This window comes from Butyrivibrio sp. AC2005 (assembly GCF_000424145.1).
Lineage (GTDB): Bacteria > Bacillota > Clostridia > Lachnospirales > Lachnospiraceae > Butyrivibrio.
Map to the genome: position 1 here is coordinate 18656 of NZ_AUJI01000033.1, position 15784 is coordinate 34439.

Here is a 15784-nt window from a genome sequence, read left to right on the forward strand (position 1 = left end):
CATTTGTAAAAAGATGGTTTATTTATCTTCGGGATAATCACTATCATCATAATATTCTTCCTCCCCCAGACGTTCATCCTCTTTAGGAAGCTCCTTCTCTCTGGCTACAAACTTCATTATGTGGCTGTGATGAATCACAAATACTGCAGCAAGCAGGAACAAATGAGTATAGAAAACGCCGACAATATAATAATTTCTTTCAAGGAGGAACCCTGCCTTAAAGCCAAAAAAGCACATTCCACCGCAAAGTGCTATGCAAAGAACAAGCATGGGAAGCTTTATAAACGCATTCTTGATTGCTATAAGGAAATCCATAAATGAAGCATCAAAATACACAAATCTACCCACCATAAGTCCCAGATAATACATCATTACCGGACTGTATTCACTCTCATCACCGATCAGATTAAGATATATCAAAATGATGATCGCATAGAACATTCCCAGCATTCTTACCGCTGCCTTTTCCTCCTTGGCAAGTCTGCCAAGAGGAATTATGAAAGTATCAAGAATTGTGTTAAATACGATTGATAAACAGATAAGAAGCAGCAGTGCAAAATCTTTTCCTTCACTCCAGATATGATAGAAGGTTCCGGTTATCATTCCTGAGTGACCCGCCCCTGCCTGCATCAGTGAATAGACGTGATTAAATACAACATATGCACATGCAAAGGACATAACCGAAGTTCCCGAAATTATCATTTCGTAAAAAAGCTGGATGTACTTATGAAACTTAACCGGAACGGCATATTTTCTCTCACTTCTTGGCATGAAGGATGCAGAAATTTCGGCTCCTCCAAGCAGTAAAAAATCGCAAACAAGTAATCCCAGAAGTCCCACAGCAAAAAACAAAAGTTTCTGAATCCAGGTAAAATCCGGGTTTAAGTACGCATCTATTGTCATAGTTTAGTTGTCTCCTTAGTTTACTCTAAATCTGTACACCCTCGTCTCATAGGGTCTGTACATGCCATGACGCACGGCATAGGTGCAAAGCTCACTTCTCATAAGGTCATGATGATACTGCTTCCTGTCAGAATAGTTACACAGCATGAGCTGTCCCTTTTTCCCAATGTATTTGTCGGGAATGCTGACCTTCACAGGGAACCTTGAAAATGAGCAGATTATGAGATAGCTTGTCTTACCGAGTGTACGTTCATACATATATATATTTGCGTCTTTTGGATTATACTCCTTATAATCACCATATAAAAGTGCATTGGAGCTTTTTCTTAATGCAAGGCATTTTCTGTAAAAATTCAGAATGCTAAACTTATCCTTCTCCTGCGCTGCAACATTGATCTTTTTGTAATTCGGATTTACATAAAACCATGGTCTGACCTTTGAAAATCCGGCGTACTTTGAATCATTCCACTGCACCGGAGTTCGCGCGGAATCCCTGCTTGATAAATGGATCCTTTTAAGCCTCTTTTCCTTTGTATCCTTCAAATGATAGGTGTGGTAATTGGTCTTACTGGACACATCCACATATTTGTCGATTGAATTCAGGCGGATATTGGTCATCCCGATTTCCTGTCCCTGATATATGAAAGGTGTCCCCTGCAGGAAGAGATAACATGCCGCAAGCATGGTTCCACTTTCTCTGTGATAATATTCACTTCCGTAACGGCTGATGATTCTTGGATGATCATGATTTTCCAGATACAGACTGTTCCAAGCTTTGCCTGCCAGAGCTGTCTGCCACTTAGTAAATGCCTTTTTTAGCTTTATAAGAGAAAACGGCCTGTGAATATACTCCGTATAAACGCAGTCAGCCATCATGTGGTCAAAGGAAATCATCATATCCAGGGACTTGTTTTCACCTGTGAGATACTTCAGGGCAGAGTTCACCGTAGTCATAGGTCCCTCGCCTATCTGAAAGCAGTCATATTCCTTACACACAGCTCTGAACTCAGCCAGATATTCGTGAATATGCGGACCATCCTTATAGTAGGGCATTCCGTTAACAGCAGGTAAAAATGGCAGGCCATTGGGAAGTCCTTCCTTTTTGGAAATAAAATTTATGACATCCTCCCTGAATCCATCTACGCCCATATCCAGCCAGAAACGCATGATAGACTTTACTTCCTCACGCACTTTGGGGTTATCCATATTCAGGTCAGGCTGTTTTTTTGCAAAAATATGAAGGTAATATTGCCCTCTCTGTTCATCGTATTCCCAGGCTTTTCCTTCAAACAGACTATCCCAGTTATTGGGCTTATCTCTCCAGATATAATAATCACTGTAGGGATTATCCTTACCTTTCCTGCTTTCGATAAACCAGGGATGCTCGTCCGAGGTATGATTCACTACCAGGTCCATGATGACCTTAAGTCCCAGTTCATGTGCTTTACCCAGCACTTTTTTAAACTGATCCAGCGTACCGTAATCAGGATGGATATCCTTGTAATCAGAGATGTCGTAGCCGTAGTCCGCATTGGGAGACGGGTAAAGCGGTGAAAACCAGATGCCATCCACTCCAAGGGATTTCACATATGGCAGCTTGTCGTAAACGCCGTAGAGATCACCTATACCGTCGCCATTTCCATCAGCAAAGCTTCTTACCCAGATTTGGTAGAAAGCCATTCGTTTATACCAGTCTTGTTCCATAATTGTTACCCGTACTAGTCCATCTTCATTCCATTGATACTTATATCCAAGCCTTCGCGGACGCTTTGTCCTGCGAATTCGATGCCCTTTTTAACATTCTTCTTCACACTGTTGGTAGCGTTTTCCGTCAGCTCTTTTGCACTCTCACCAAATTCCCTTACACCCTCGGGGATGCTCTCCTTAAATTCCTCTTTAAAATCCTGAAGGTCTTCCATGAAGTCCTCCTTGAAATCCTCGAAGTTCTCTTTCATGCCGCCATAAATATTTCGTGGGATATCAAAAATATGGTTTGTGCCTTTAACTATCATGGATGCAGATTCAAGCAGGTAATCGGAGCTCTGCTTTTTTCTTCGTGCAATTGTTCCATCCGCAACCAGATCCCTTATAACGCCGTATCTCTCATAGGCTGTGTGAACTGCATCTTCCCAGGATATGTAAATTTCATCCATTGCATGCTGTCCAACATCATGTACAGCATCTAAATCCTTCGAAACCTCTTTCAATAAAGCTGCCATGGATTCGGCATTCTCATCTATCATATATCCGTTTCTTGCATGAGTGATTCCCTCTGCGGCACAGGAATTTTTAATTAAAACACTGCCCAGTCCGCATGCTGCTGCCTCACGAACAACTATACCGTTAGTGTCATAGACTGAAGGGAACAGGAACAGATCCGCTCTGGTATTCCATGCGCGAAGCTTTTCCCTGTCATGCTCAGGTCCTGCAAAAATCACCTTTCCTGACATGCCGTCCAGACCCGCTACAGTTACCAGCTTTTTATTCTTACCATCTATGAAAACATCTATTCCGCTTTGTGATGCATCAGTTTCTTCCGTAACTATATCAGTGCTTATGCCATAGTTTTTCACCTTTTCCTGCATTTCTAAGGCATCGGCGCCTCCTCCGATAAATACCATGCGATAATCAACGCCCTCTTCGGATAGTTTTTTCATAGCATCTATAATTATGGGCAGTCCCTTGTATTTCATCATTCTTCCCACGAAAAGGAAAACCGGAACGCCTTCGGGAAGGTCAAACTTCTCTGTAACTTCCCTCACCTTATCTGCCGCAATTCTGCCCTTGGGGAAATCTACGCCATTATTCATGACATGGTACTCTCCTTCATACCCAAGGGACTTAAGATTTTCACCTGCACCCTCGGAAACAACCCAGACCTCATCACAGGCAGAGATATTACCAACCATTACCCTTATGGTCTCATTTTTCAAAAGACCTTGTCCAACTGCCATTTCTATATCCACATCAAACTTGGTGTGATATGTGAAAACAATTGGTGCGCCTGTCTCATTCTGCAGTATTCTTGCCATTATTGTTGAGGATGCGGGACAGTGCGTGTGAATAATATCAGGGCCAAACTCTGCCATCTGTGTAATCTCACGCATTGCAAGCGGATTTCCGGTCCTGTATCCCTTCACAAATTCCGTGGTATCAATGCTGCTGTATGGTATAACTTTATAAGGATAACCTTCATAATTCGCATCCGGATATCTGGGAGTTCCGACAACAACTCCTGCATGAATATCCTCAGAGAGAATTTTTCCATAATTCATCACTACGTTTGCGACACCATCTATGACTGGTGGAAACGAATCATTAAGCAAGCAAATATTCATCGCTATCTCCTCCAAAAATCATTGATTTCAAGCCATTTGCAGAACACTACACCCATAGATGTGGTATAATGAACTACGTGTGATATACATAATGTATAATATATCATTCATATTATAGCAGATAAATTTATAATGTATGCGGAGGAATGAAATAGTGAGTTTTACTGTCTTTGCAGACGGCTGTGCCAACCTTCCCAAGAAGCTTTTGGACGGCATAAGTCTGTTACCTTGTGGCTATCTTGTAAATGATGAGCCTGTAACTTATACAGGCGATATTGAAGATTTTGATGGTCACGCTTACTACGAAGGTCTTAAAAATGGGGATAAAGTTAAGACCAGTCTACTTAACACAGCTTTATTTTTAGAGTATTTTACCCCTCTTGCCAGTAAGGGTGAGGACATTATATACATCGCAATGAGCTCAGGAATAAGCGGAACCTACAACGCAGCAATTGCTGCAGCCACAGAGCTCATGGAGGAATATCCTGACAGTTTCATTCACATTGTTGACTCTCATGGATGCGGATTTGGCAATGGAATTCTTGCACTTAAGGCGGCTCAGTTAAACCGCGATGGCGTAGATGCAAAAGAGGCTGCTAAGATTCTTGATGAAGCCGTACCTCACGCTTGCCAGTATTTCACAGTCGATGACTTAAACTTTCTTAAGAACACCGGCCGTGTAAGCGGAGTTACAGCACAGATTGGTACAATTCTCAATATTAAACCTATCTTGTTCGGCGACAGTACAGGTCATATCATTTCATGTGATAAGGTAAGAGGTCGTAAGAATGCAATAAAGGCAATCATTGCCAAATATGCTGAAAAGCGAATGGATACAGATGATCAGACTGTTTGCATCTCTCATGGAGATTGTATAGAAGATGCCAATAAGCTGGCTGAGATGGTGAAGGAAATAAATCCCGCTGCCAATATTACAATTTGTCAGCACGAGCCTTTTTCAGGTGCCCATGTCGGTCCCGGAATGCTTGGGCTGTTCTTCTGGGGGAAGGAGCGGTAAGACTTCCCCTCATCCGCCCTTCGGGCACCTTCCCCCCAAGGGGAAGGCTTTTTTTATTTTCTCCGCCTTCTCCTTGGGGGGAAGGCTTTTTTTATTTTCTCCGCCTTCTCCTTCTGGCAAGTATCTTAAGTCCTATATTTCTCAGTATCAAAAATCCACTGACTATCATAGCAAACGAAAATCCAACTGCCCCAAGGACAGGTATCCCGAAAATCCTGGGCTCCATTGTAGTCGTACACATGACGCTGGATGCAATAAGAAGCGCAGCTACTCCAAGTCCGATAACCATATTTCTTATTGAAGAATATATCAGCTCATCAAATTCCTTGGACGGATTTAAGTTTATAGTAACCTTACTCTGACCGGCAAGATACTCCTTCATAACCTGATTGGCAAGTGCGGGTATCTCTATGCCTCTGTCAGCTGCGCGATACAGAGCCCTGCCATATTTTGAAAATTCATCGCGAATATCCAGGTTCTGAATAAAATCATCGGTAATTCTTGACGTAGCTATCTGCATCATGTTGATATCAGGGCTTATTGTGGCAAGTACTCCCTGCACATGGGCAAGTCCTCTGCATAGCATAGTCATACCATGTGGAAGAGCTATGCCATTTTCCTTCATTATATCCATGAGACACTGAAGAGCACCAGCAATATCAAGACTTCCGAAAGCAACCGACCCATACTGATCAAGGAAGCTTTTTATCTCAGTATAGAGCTTATCCCTGTTGGGTGTTCCCCTGACATCTCCCAGATCAATAATCGCATTTACCGTCGCCTGAATATCATGCATGGCAATACTACGAACACCCCTGACCATGAGTCTTCTGTCTCTGTCCGATAACCTTCCCATCATTCCCATGTCGATCCAGACAATCTTGCCACCGGAAATCTTTACATTCCCGGGATGAGGATCCGCATGAAAAAATCCATCATCCATCACCTGCTTGATAAAGCTGTTGACGAATTTTTCTCCAATCTCATCAAGGTCATAGCCATGAGTCACAAGATACTCCACATCATCTATCGAGCATCCATCCACAAATTCCATAACAAGAACCTTGTCCGTCGTGTACTCTAGATACATATTGGGACAATCCACATATTTGATGTCCTTGTTATTTTTCTTAAACTCAGCGATATTGCAGGCTTCTTTTAAAAAGTCCATTTCTTCTCTGGCAACGGTCCACATCTCATCAAGAACCATATCCAGATCTACGATGTTCTTCAGATCGCCAACGGGAGGCATCAGCTTAACTAATCTGTGTAAGAGGCTTATGTCCCTGGACATAATGTCAAAAACACCCTTGCGCTGAACCTTTACGATAACATTTATGCTTTTCCCGTCTTCGGTTTTCTTCTTCAGCCTTGCCTTGTGAACCTGCGCGATAGATGCTGCACCAAGAGCCTTTTCATTAATCCGCTCAAAGACCTCCGTATAGGGACATCCGTATGATTCCTCTATAATCTCTTTTACCTCTGAAAAAGGCATAGGTGGAACATCAAAATTAAGCTTGGCCAATTCATCACAATAGCGCTTCGGCAATATGTCTGAATGCATAGACATAATCTGCCCAAGCTTGATGTAGGTTGGACCAAGCTCTTCTAAAATAATTCTGAGTTTTTCAGGTGAAATACCCCTGGTAATCTTGTTCCTTGCAAGCACCCCTCGTATTTCCTTAAACCTGGCTTTATCCTCAGCATTTCTTATTTTGCCATCATAAACAGGCTGTCCCTCGGCTGCAGCCTTTTCAGCTTCAGCCTTATCAGCCTGCGCGTCGGCCATCTTTCTTACAGTGCCGACAATCCCCTTTAAATCTGTCATTCTTTACTCTCAGCAGCAGCAATAAGTTCCTTGAGCTTGGAAAGCTCCTCGGATGAAAGACCCTCAACAACCTTAGACAAATCCTTTTCTCCGTTGTCCTTTTTGCCTGCATTCTCCTTAACAGTGCGCTTCAGTTCCTGATTCAGGGCCTTACCCTGTTCAACAGTAATCTCACCCTTTTCGACCATCTCTTCAAGAATTTCTCCGGCCTTCTCAGCAGTGAGCGCTACCGCACCTACGCCTGCAAGTAGAATTTTTTTAAGTCCATCTGTAAGATTATCCATGTGTCACCCTCCTAAGAAATTGTTTCTATTAGCACATTCCCCACCCGAAAGCTGTGCTGACATCTGTCGCATCCCACTTCCGAGCTAATAAGGCAATGATAGCTTCAAAATAAAAACTGCCACAGCTTTGGAAAAAAAATGATTCCACCCATGATCGCTGCGAAAATCGCGCTTACTAAAACTGCTCCGGCAGCAGCATCTTTCGCTTTTTTAGCAAGAGGACGCTTCTCTTCGGTAACAAGATCCACCACCGCTTCTATAGCTGTGTTAACAAGCTCAAGACTTAGTACAATAGAAAAAAGAAGCATACACAAAAACCACTCCGAGAGTGATATTTTGAGTATAATGCCAAACATCACCACAAGCACAGCAACAAGACAGTGAATCTGCATATTCCGTTCATGGAATATAGTCGCAAAAATTCCCTCAAATGCGTACCTGAAACTTTTATATAGTTTGTTCTTTTTTGGTGATTTATTATCCATATAAGAATAGTATATAGCCATTCCTGCTATTATTCCATAGCTTTCTGTTTCCCTTCCGAAAAACAGAATCTATAGTTTATAGCCCAAGCTCTTTACGCGTTTCTTCCAAAGCCTTCCTCATGCTTTCATTCCTTGTCGGAAATTCGAACATCTTATATAAATAGCCCTGCGTCTTAGCTAATTCCAGGCTTTTGGGGTAGACAAGTTCAAATACCAGCGCGATCTTCGTATCACTCGGATCGTATTTTCTTGTGTATGAAGCAAACTGCTCCCGCACTCTCTGTCTATCAATCTGCATCGTATATTATTCCTTTAGTCCTCGATAACTGAATACTGCATCAGCTCATATTTAAGCCTTGTTCCTTCTGATATGCCCTCAGGCAAAAGAGCTCTTGCAACAAGCTTAAGATCATCGGAGTCTATATCTGTCCTCCGAAGATTTGCATAATCGCCGTCAATACTATCTACAATATAAAACCAGGTTTCCATAAAGCCTCCTATTTCTGTTTATTTAACTTATATCCTACGGCAGCTCCGACAATTCCACCCAGAATGTGGGTAAGATTTGATATGTCATCCTGTAAAAAGATTCCTTCATACACCTGCTGCCCGATAAAAACTATAGTAACCAGTATAAAGGTCAGCGGAATCTCTCCCTGCCTGAATCCTGTGAAGGATGTCATAAGAATGAATGCAAACACCACTCCACTTGCACCACAAAGTGCTGTGTTCGGGAACAGAATGTTATTTACCAGTCCCGTTACCAAAGCCGTTATCAGAATAACCATTACCACTTTTTTTGAGGTGTACTTTTCCTCAAGCATAGGCCCAAGAAGCAATATATATGTTGCATTACCAATAAAATGCTGCCATCCGCTATGTCCCAGTACATGTGTGAAAAGTCTCAGATATGTAAGAGGTGATGCCCACGATGAATGATATGTCATAAACAGCATCTGATTAGTCATACCCATTGTTACAATATTCAACACCAATACTGCAAAACATATGAATATAAATCCCAGTGTAACCGGGGAATTGAAAGTAATCTTAAACTTTTTCATAAACCTAATCCTCCACTAGTATTAAAGTATGTCTTCCCTTGCTATCGTCCAAAAAGACATGCCTTACGGAATTATTAATAAACTGCCTCAATATATCTTTTCTATGTCTCCCTCGATTCCATACTTGCTCTTAAACTGAAAGAGATCCTCTGAGTTTCTTATAAGCATTACTTCCTCAAAAAATCCCGTATGAACATCCTGAAAACCGGCGACCTGCTCCCCATTGCATATACTTGCCTTAATCACAGGTTTTTTATTCTCTTTATCGTATGATTTCTTAACTGTTTTCTTTTTAAAAAACATAAGTCATTATCCTCACCCGTCTACGAAAGGAGCACTGTAATCTTAGTTCAGAAAGCTCTCACATAGCCTATCTCAGTGTAGACCATTCCATGCTTCCCACGCTCAGATTTCATCAATGATATTCCCTTAACTCTCATTGTTTCCTCTGTAGCAATCTCGTACTGCACAGGAAACTCCTTATTTCCGGTCGCCCTTCTTACCAGGGTGATATGAGGCATGAACTTTTTCATGTCATACTCTATATCATTTTCAGACAGGGCTTTACGAAGACGCTTTACATAATCATAAAGAGCCTGATTCTCTTCAACATTTGCAAATACCATATCCTTAAATCGCCTTGTACCTGCAACTTTTATATTAAAGGACTTCAGAGGTACATCTCGCATTACCTCGATGGCCTTTTCCGGCTCGTCATTTTCTCCAAGAAATGCCAGCGTAATGTGGAGGTTCTCCGGTCTGGTATAGCCACCTTTGATTCCTACGCGCATCAGATCATCCTGCATCTCTTCGAGAGCATCCGTCATATTTTCATCCAGGACAATTGCTATAAACAGACGCATATAACTACCTCCTCTCATCAGTCGCTATCATCATCACCCAATCCGTAATAAAGGATTTCATTATATCTGGCATTAGCCTCTTCCGCCGCCTTTTTATCTTTCCATCGGTCTATATCACTGCATATGGCAAGCGTCTCATCAACAATAAGTTCTGCGCTGCGAGGCTTTACATTATATAAATAAGCCATCATTCTCTGCATTGCTTTGGGACTCCCCAGCTGCCTTGCAACCTGATCTCCGAGTTCTCCCGGAAGTCCGAGACTTTCGACAGCATGCACCAGCTCATCATGATTTCTTGCCCATTCAATACGATTATCCATTTACTGCTCTTTCATTCACCAACAAGATGTACTATTTCTGCTTCATGCCCTACCGAAGGCAGAAACTTATCAAAAATATCAGAAGTTCTTATCTTCAGGCTTGATGTGTTCACACAGGGATGGCAGCCAATTACATCACCAGCCTTTACATCTTCATCAACAAGAAGTCTCACAGCCTTATCCTTGTCGTTCATCAGTCCCATTACGCTCACTGATCCGGGTTCAATATCCAGATATTTAAGCATATCATCAGCCTCAGCAAAGGAAAGCCTTGCAGAATTTATCTGACTGGACAACTCCTTTGTTTTAAATTTCTTATCACCGGGCATCAGGAGAAGATAAAACGCTGTTTTCTGCCTGTTACACAAAAACAGATTTTTGCACATTACCGTCTCCAAAGCCTCATCCACAGCCTCACAGGCCTCCATCGTCATAGCAGCTTCATGATCTACTCTCTGGTACTCTATCCCCAAACTATCCAGGAGATCATAGACACGCATTTCCCTCTCAAGCCTGTTATCTGAATTCTCCGGTCTTCCGGTAAAAATCTCCATTTTAAACTTTCCCTTTCCACTCCTTTGCCATAGAAACTGTACCTATTAGCGTATTAAAAAATCATTTTACAGGTACACAATGCTTATCATTAATATCACAAACCTTCTGAACACGTCTGCGATATTTCTCTTCCATCAGAGGCTCCGTTGTAAGCCATGTCTTAACTACTTCCATAGCCATAAGGCCGCCGATAATCTTTGCTCCAAGGCAGAGAATATTAGAATCGGTATGCTGCCTTGCCAGCGTAGCGCATAACGGATCCTGACATACTGCTGCATAGCAGCCATTTATTTTGTTAGCTATAAGTGCACTGCCATATCCTACTCCATCACAGAAGATTCCTCTTTCACACTCACCCTTTGCTACAGCTAAAGCAGCCGGGTAAACAAAATCAGATAAGTCACAGGATTCCTCATCATATGTTCCGAAATCCTTAACCTCATATCCCTGTGCGATAAGATACTTTTTGATTTCTTCTTTCATCTGTGTTCCTGCATGATCATTTGCCATTGCGATTGTCATATTTGTCACCTTCTTTCTGTGTCATATATTATCCTTTACAAAAAGTTATCTGTCAAAAATATCAGGAATAAACGGCACTTCGGAGGCCATTAGTTCCTTGCCATTGCATATACATGAAACAATGACCGGCTCATATCCCATAGCCCCAAGCTTTTTTAGACCTTTTAAAATCAGATGCATTTTCCTGTCTTCTGTCATATATTCCTCGGAGACTTCTTTCCCCGCAGGATTTTTCTCAAGTACCTTTCTGAAATCACCTAAAAAAGCGGGTATAAGCACTTTTCCTGTCCTTTTTCCATATTCGATTCCATATATGCTATCTATCTCATTTTGAATACACTGTTCGATAATCATAGCCTCTAATGTCTCCCCTCTATTTTCATATTGTGCTCTTCCTTGTTACTATTGTACACCATTTAAAACAAAATCAGACACCACTCCTATTCCGGGGTGATGTCTGATAATCAATTTGATTTTTTATAACAATTCACTATTCAGTTTTATTTAACTTCATTGGTTGTGCCATCTTTCTTCACAACTATCAGTTTGCATCCAAGTCCGAATGCTGCAACAGAGCCTGCGATAAGTGCCCAGGGTGCTGCTGCCAGACCAAGGATACCGCCGATGATTCCGATATTTACAGGAACGCTGAGGACAATCTCGTCATCTTTCTTAATCTGGATTCTGTCAACGTTGCCTTCCTCAACAGTCTTCTTAAGCTTATCCATGAGGTTCTTAATATCTTCTCCGATATCCTTTGTAGCAGGCTGTATGAGCTTCACAGCCTGATCTACATTTCCGTCAGTCTTCTCAAGGGCTTCCTTAGCAGCCTTGTACTCAACTCCTGTGAGTTCCATTACCTTTTCAATTGCTTCAAGTGTTATATTCATTGCTACTCCTTTCTGCGTTACCACAGCAAAACTTGTTTTTTACTTTTGCATCTATGATTAACGGTAGATCTCTTCCTTAACTCCATTGTTAAGTCTGAAACCAACCGGTTCTGCATTGAGAACTGTCTTTTCTTCTATGTCCCTTTGAGCCTCATATCGGTTTTCATCTGCTTCTATACAATCAGGAGCATCATCCATTATGAAAGCCATAACTATGTATATTGCTATGCTTGTTCCCCAGGCAAATGCCAGGATACCCCAGATAAGCCTTACTATTAAAGGATCTATTCCGAAATACTCAGCTATGCCGCCACATACACCACAGATCTTTTTATCATGACTTTTGTATAATCTCTTTCCACTCATAACCAACACCTTTCTGACACACCTCTGAAACATTCACTTGTTTATATAACGAATATAATCCTCATTTGTCTTCAGATAAATTCAAATAACAGCAAAAAAGATATGTTTAAAGTGGCAAAAGTAGTGAAAAACTGAGCAATAATCTGTTAGTGAAGGATATCACATACTGCTATAATCAGGAATTGGGATTATATTGGTTATCTGAATTAATCTGTATAAATTATTGGGGATGAACAGGGGAAGAACTATGATTTCTTTATCATCCCCGGTGGTGTTCACGACATGAAAGCATGGCAGCTGCATATGTACCATGCACTTCAGATCTTTTTTAAGAAGTAAAAAGAAGCAGCTAATATAATATTAGCTGCTGTCAACCCTTAAGCATTGCCCTTAGATCTTCTTCATCCATCTTGGGCAATGCTTTTTATATAATAAACATTATTAAAGTTCGCCAAGCATCTTTTCGGGATCATCAGCTACCTTTACTTTGTCGTTAGCCCTGATAATTATTCCATTCTCATCAATGAGGTATGTGGTTCGAACAACCCCCATAGATACCTTGCCATAGTTTTTCTTCTCTTTCCAGACATCATAGGCTTCAATCACCTTGCGCTCCGGATCCGCCAGCAGTGTGAATGCAAGTCCGTACTTTTCCTCAAACTTCTTATGTGAGGCAACCGTATCCTTACTCACTCCAAGTACCACTGCCCCTTTTTCTGTAAACTGCGGATATCTTTCTGAAAAACCACATGCCTGCTTGGTGCATCCGGCAGTATTATCTTTAGGGTAAAAATAAAGGATAACCTTCTTACCTCTGTATTCTTCCAGCGAATGCATTACTCCGTTCTGATCCGGAAGCTCAAACGATGGTGCTTTTGTTCCTACTTCGAGCATAAAAATCCCCTCCTATTCTTCCTTTGCAGGGTATAGTATAAAAATCTCTTTACAGATAATGATCTCTAACGACTCTTGCTCCAAATGGCATAAGTGCTACTTTTGCAATCTTAAAGAACTGCTTTCCAAAAGGGATACCAATTATTGTGATACAGAGAATACATCCCATAATGGCATTACCTAAAGCAAGCTCCCATCCGGAGAGCAGAAGCCACACAATGTTCAGCAGGAAAGATACTGTTCCGCCGTCATTCTCAATCTCTTTTCCAAAAGGATTAAGTGAAATCGATGATAGCTTAAAGCACTGAATTCCGACCGGAATGCCAACTACAGTTATGCACCAAAAAATACCTGTAATCCACCAGCCTATAGCACTTATAAGGCCTCCAAACACGATCCAGATAAGGTTTCCTATAATTCTCATTTACACATCCTCTAATACATTTGTTTTTACGGTATAAACATATTTCTACTATAACAGAAAAAAAATCCTTTTAACAGTAATGTCATTTTCTTCTCCATATACAGAACCTCCTTCTTGTTTATAAATCCACCTTAAGGGGTTCCCTAAGGGAAGAGTCAATGGTCATTTTTAAATATTGTTGCAACCTATTATTTCTCTGAACAGACTATTTAAACAGTTCCATCCCTTATTATGGTCATCAGGCATATTATCAGCTATCTCTTTCTGCCTGATCACTTCATCCTCAATGAATTTCCTTATTACCGGAAGCTGAGGATTCTCTTCTTTCTCAGTTGTCCGTTGTTTGATCTCAAGGAGCTCGCCAATTGCATTTCTAAGTTCTGACGGTAATTCCATTTTTAACAGATCATCAAACAAAACCGGCGGTGCTGCGTGATTTTTCTCAATAAACATAGCGGCAAGAAGAGGCCTAAGAGCATAGAAATATTTTTTGTATCTTACCATCTCACCTGTGAGGTACTCGTTATAGGTATTATTAGCAGTTCCATAGTAGTGATATACTGCAGACTTTTCAGAAAAATACCGTCCCGATACCTCGGCTATTCTGCTCCACTCAGGGGTTGTCCTGTACACTATCGGGGAGCCGCTCCATTCGAACAAGGTAGCATTTCCTCTGGCAAATTGCTTCAGAGCTTTTTTCAGATCCCAGCCATTTATATCCAGAACTTCATCAAGCTGCCATTCTATGACATCCCTTGGCTCATCAAGCCTCAGATAATCCTTTGCCTCCCTGACATAAACGAACCGTACATCATAGTCGCTGTCAGGTGAAGCAAAGCCCCATGCTCTGCTTCCCGACTCAACTGCATGCAGAATCTTTACGTTCTCTGTTTTCTCTATTTCATTAAGCTTTTCATCTATTTCCTTTAAAATATCTCTCATAATAGTTCCCCTGTAACCGCATATCTGTTTATGCGCTCAACAAATTTCTCTACCTTCTCCATATCAGGATTGTCCGGAAGGGTGGTTTTCCTCGCAGCTTCATCAAGTTTTCTCTCATACTCTTTGAGCATCTCAAAAAACGCAGGTGAATAGGAACCATCTGCCTCCATGAAATCACCTCTTCGGATTGCGAGCAGTGTGTCAAGATCATTTGTCCTGTGCGTTATGATTTCACCCTTTTCCAAAATATCAATCGCCATCATGAAAAGTCTGATCAGATGCATGGCATGCTTATTAAGGTGGTTGTCATCCTTCTTCCTGTTACGTTTGCCCAGCTTGTCATAGTCTCGCACAACACTCCTCATGACACCCCAGACATCCTCATAATCACGGAGCGGAAAATGCTCATAATTTGCATCTACAAATATCTCCGTATCAAGCTCAGGATTCTCCGCCTTATCGATGTACAGTTTTAGACCACCTTCGGTTTTCCCATAATATCTCCTGTTCACATCATCAAGAGCATGCATAACTGACTTAAGGATATGCTTTTCCCTCTCACTCTGCGGAAGGCTGTCTCTCGCTATTGCATTCTGAAGCCTTCTAAGCTGAGAATCCGCATAACCACCGAATGTCTTTATAGCTCTTTTGGACAAAAACATATAGGTGTTATCCTTTAATTCCTTTCCAAGCTCAGACATAATAAGATATTGATCATCGTCAAGTCCCAGCATCTCGCAGGTATTAGGATTACACTCCAGCAGAAGCTTCACCAGCTTGTTGAAACCATAGATAACTGTATCTGTCTTATCGTCCTCATACTGGTCAAAATCAGTAAGCCCCAATAAATCAGAAGGCATCTGTAATGTGACACCTCTGAAATCTATATCACTGTTTTCATTATTTGTTCCATATGCATAACTGCCACCAAGCCCCAGTAGCATTATTCGATTATTTAATCTCTCATTAGTCCTAAGGAAATCGTACTCCTCAGACTGCATCAGCTTTATAAAATCCATAAACTTCCACTTACCTTTTCCTCTTTATTCTTCCCCAAAACACATAAAGCTATTATAACGTAAAAATCC

Annotated in this window: 22 protein-coding genes; 1 reads left to right on the forward strand and 21 read right to left on the reverse strand. The window is 41.4% G+C overall.

Features of this window, described 5'->3' with window-relative positions:
• Positions 1-18: 18 nt before the first annotated feature.
• The 3 genes from G602_RS0110390 to G602_RS26145 are packed head-to-tail and all read right to left on the reverse strand — an operon-like array spanning position 19 to position 4241.
• Positions 19-903 (reverse strand): hypothetical protein, encoded by an 885-nt coding sequence (locus G602_RS0110390; protein ID WP_026658950.1) that lies wholly within the window; start codon positions 901-903, stop codon positions 19-21.
• Positions 904-918: 15 nt separating this feature from the next.
• Positions 919-2607 (reverse strand): alpha-glucosidase, encoded by a 1689-nt coding sequence (locus G602_RS0110395; protein WP_026658951.1) that lies wholly within the window; start codon positions 2605-2607, stop codon positions 919-921.
• A 14-nt stretch (positions 2608-2621) separates the two neighbouring features.
• Positions 2622-4241, reverse strand: coding sequence for a glycosyltransferase (locus G602_RS26145; protein ID WP_049945170.1), 1620 nt, complete (start codon positions 4239-4241; stop codon positions 2622-2624).
• Positions 4242-4395: 154 nt separating this feature from the next.
• Here G602_RS26145 and G602_RS26150 point away from each other — a divergent pair, with 154 nt between their 5' ends.
• The gene (locus G602_RS26150; protein ID WP_049945171.1) at positions 4396-5259 is read left to right on the forward strand and encodes a DegV family protein; all 864 of its coding nucleotides are present in this window, start codon (positions 4396-4398) and stop codon (positions 5257-5259) included.
• A gap of 91 nt (positions 5260-5350) precedes the next feature.
• On the opposite strand, the gene G602_RS0110410 is transcribed toward G602_RS26150, so the two are convergent.
• The 18 genes from G602_RS0110410 to G602_RS0110495 form a co-directional block, all read right to left on the reverse strand.
• Entirely contained in the window at positions 5351-7087 is a 1737-nt protein-coding gene (locus tag G602_RS0110410) for an ABC1 kinase family protein (RefSeq protein WP_242835576.1), read from the reverse strand.
• Complete coding sequence (locus tag G602_RS0110415; RefSeq protein ID WP_026658953.1) at positions 7084-7371, reverse strand: phasin family protein; 288 nt, start codon at positions 7369-7371, stop codon at positions 7084-7086. The genes G602_RS0110410 and G602_RS0110415 overlap by 4 nt, the downstream gene beginning before the upstream one ends.
• A 104-nt stretch (positions 7372-7475) precedes the next feature.
• On the reverse strand, positions 7476-7856 hold the full coding sequence (locus G602_RS0110420) for a diacylglycerol kinase family protein (protein WP_026658955.1): 381 nt from the start codon (positions 7854-7856) through the stop codon (positions 7476-7478).
• A 76-nt stretch (positions 7857-7932) separates the two neighbouring features.
• The gene (locus tag G602_RS0110425; protein WP_026658956.1) at positions 7933-8154 is read right to left on the reverse strand and encodes a hypothetical protein; all 222 of its coding nucleotides are present in this window, start codon (positions 8152-8154) and stop codon (positions 7933-7935) included.
• Between the two features lie 14 nt (positions 8155-8168).
• Positions 8169-8345: a hypothetical protein gene (locus G602_RS0110430; RefSeq protein WP_026658957.1), complete on the reverse strand. Its 177-nt coding sequence runs from the start codon at positions 8343-8345 to the stop codon at positions 8169-8171.
• A gap of 8 nt (positions 8346-8353) precedes the next feature.
• A complete protein-coding gene (locus G602_RS0110435; RefSeq protein ID WP_026658958.1) occupies positions 8354-8920 on the reverse strand; it encodes a rhomboid family intramembrane serine protease in 567 nt (188 codons plus the stop codon).
• 87 nt (positions 8921-9007) lie between these two features.
• Positions 9008-9223 (reverse strand): hypothetical protein, encoded by a 216-nt coding sequence (locus G602_RS0110440; protein WP_026658959.1) that lies wholly within the window; start codon positions 9221-9223, stop codon positions 9008-9010.
• A gap of 47 nt (positions 9224-9270) precedes the next feature.
• Entirely contained in the window at positions 9271-9783 is a 513-nt protein-coding gene (thpR, locus tag G602_RS0110445; protein WP_026658960.1) for an RNA 2',3'-cyclic phosphodiesterase, read from the reverse strand.
• Between the two features lie 17 nt (positions 9784-9800).
• Positions 9801-10103 (reverse strand): hypothetical protein, encoded by a 303-nt coding sequence (locus tag G602_RS0110450; protein WP_026658962.1) that lies wholly within the window; start codon positions 10101-10103, stop codon positions 9801-9803.
• Between the two features lie 11 nt (positions 10104-10114).
• A complete protein-coding gene (locus G602_RS0110455; RefSeq protein WP_026658963.1) occupies positions 10115-10657 on the reverse strand; it encodes a prolyl-tRNA synthetase associated domain-containing protein in 543 nt (180 codons plus the stop codon).
• A gap of 61 nt (positions 10658-10718) precedes the next feature.
• Positions 10719-11180: an RpiB/LacA/LacB family sugar-phosphate isomerase gene (locus tag G602_RS0110460; RefSeq protein ID WP_026658964.1), complete on the reverse strand. Its 462-nt coding sequence runs from the start codon at positions 11178-11180 to the stop codon at positions 10719-10721.
• A gap of 45 nt (positions 11181-11225) precedes the next feature.
• The gene (locus tag G602_RS0110465) at positions 11226-11534 is read right to left on the reverse strand and encodes a hypothetical protein (RefSeq protein ID WP_026658965.1); all 309 of its coding nucleotides are present in this window, start codon (positions 11532-11534) and stop codon (positions 11226-11228) included.
• Positions 11535-11680: 146 nt separating this feature from the next.
• Positions 11681-12070: a DUF4342 domain-containing protein gene (locus G602_RS26155; protein WP_049945172.1), complete on the reverse strand. Its 390-nt coding sequence runs from the start codon at positions 12068-12070 to the stop codon at positions 11681-11683.
• Between the two features lie 57 nt (positions 12071-12127).
• A complete protein-coding gene (locus tag G602_RS32215) occupies positions 12128-12436 on the reverse strand; it encodes a PspC domain-containing protein (RefSeq protein ID WP_081675974.1) in 309 nt (102 codons plus the stop codon).
• A 441-nt stretch (positions 12437-12877) separates the two neighbouring features.
• Positions 12878-13330 carry a thioredoxin-dependent thiol peroxidase gene (gene bcp / locus G602_RS0110480; protein ID WP_026658966.1) on the reverse strand — a complete coding sequence of 151 codons (453 nt, stop codon included), beginning with the start codon at positions 13328-13330 and terminating at the stop codon, positions 12878-12880.
• A gap of 49 nt (positions 13331-13379) precedes the next feature.
• Positions 13380-13754, reverse strand: coding sequence for a YccF domain-containing protein (locus G602_RS0110485; protein WP_026658967.1), 375 nt, complete (start codon positions 13752-13754; stop codon positions 13380-13382).
• A 168-nt stretch (positions 13755-13922) separates the two neighbouring features.
• Complete coding sequence (locus G602_RS0110490; protein WP_026658968.1) at positions 13923-14696, reverse strand: nucleotidyltransferase domain-containing protein; 774 nt, start codon at positions 14694-14696, stop codon at positions 13923-13925.
• Positions 14693-15715, reverse strand: a complete 1023-nt coding sequence (locus tag G602_RS0110495) for a nucleotidyltransferase domain-containing protein (RefSeq protein WP_026658970.1) — start codon at positions 15713-15715, stop codon at positions 14693-14695. The genes G602_RS0110490 and G602_RS0110495 overlap by 4 nt, the downstream gene beginning before the upstream one ends.
• Positions 15716-15784: the final 69 nt, after the last annotated feature.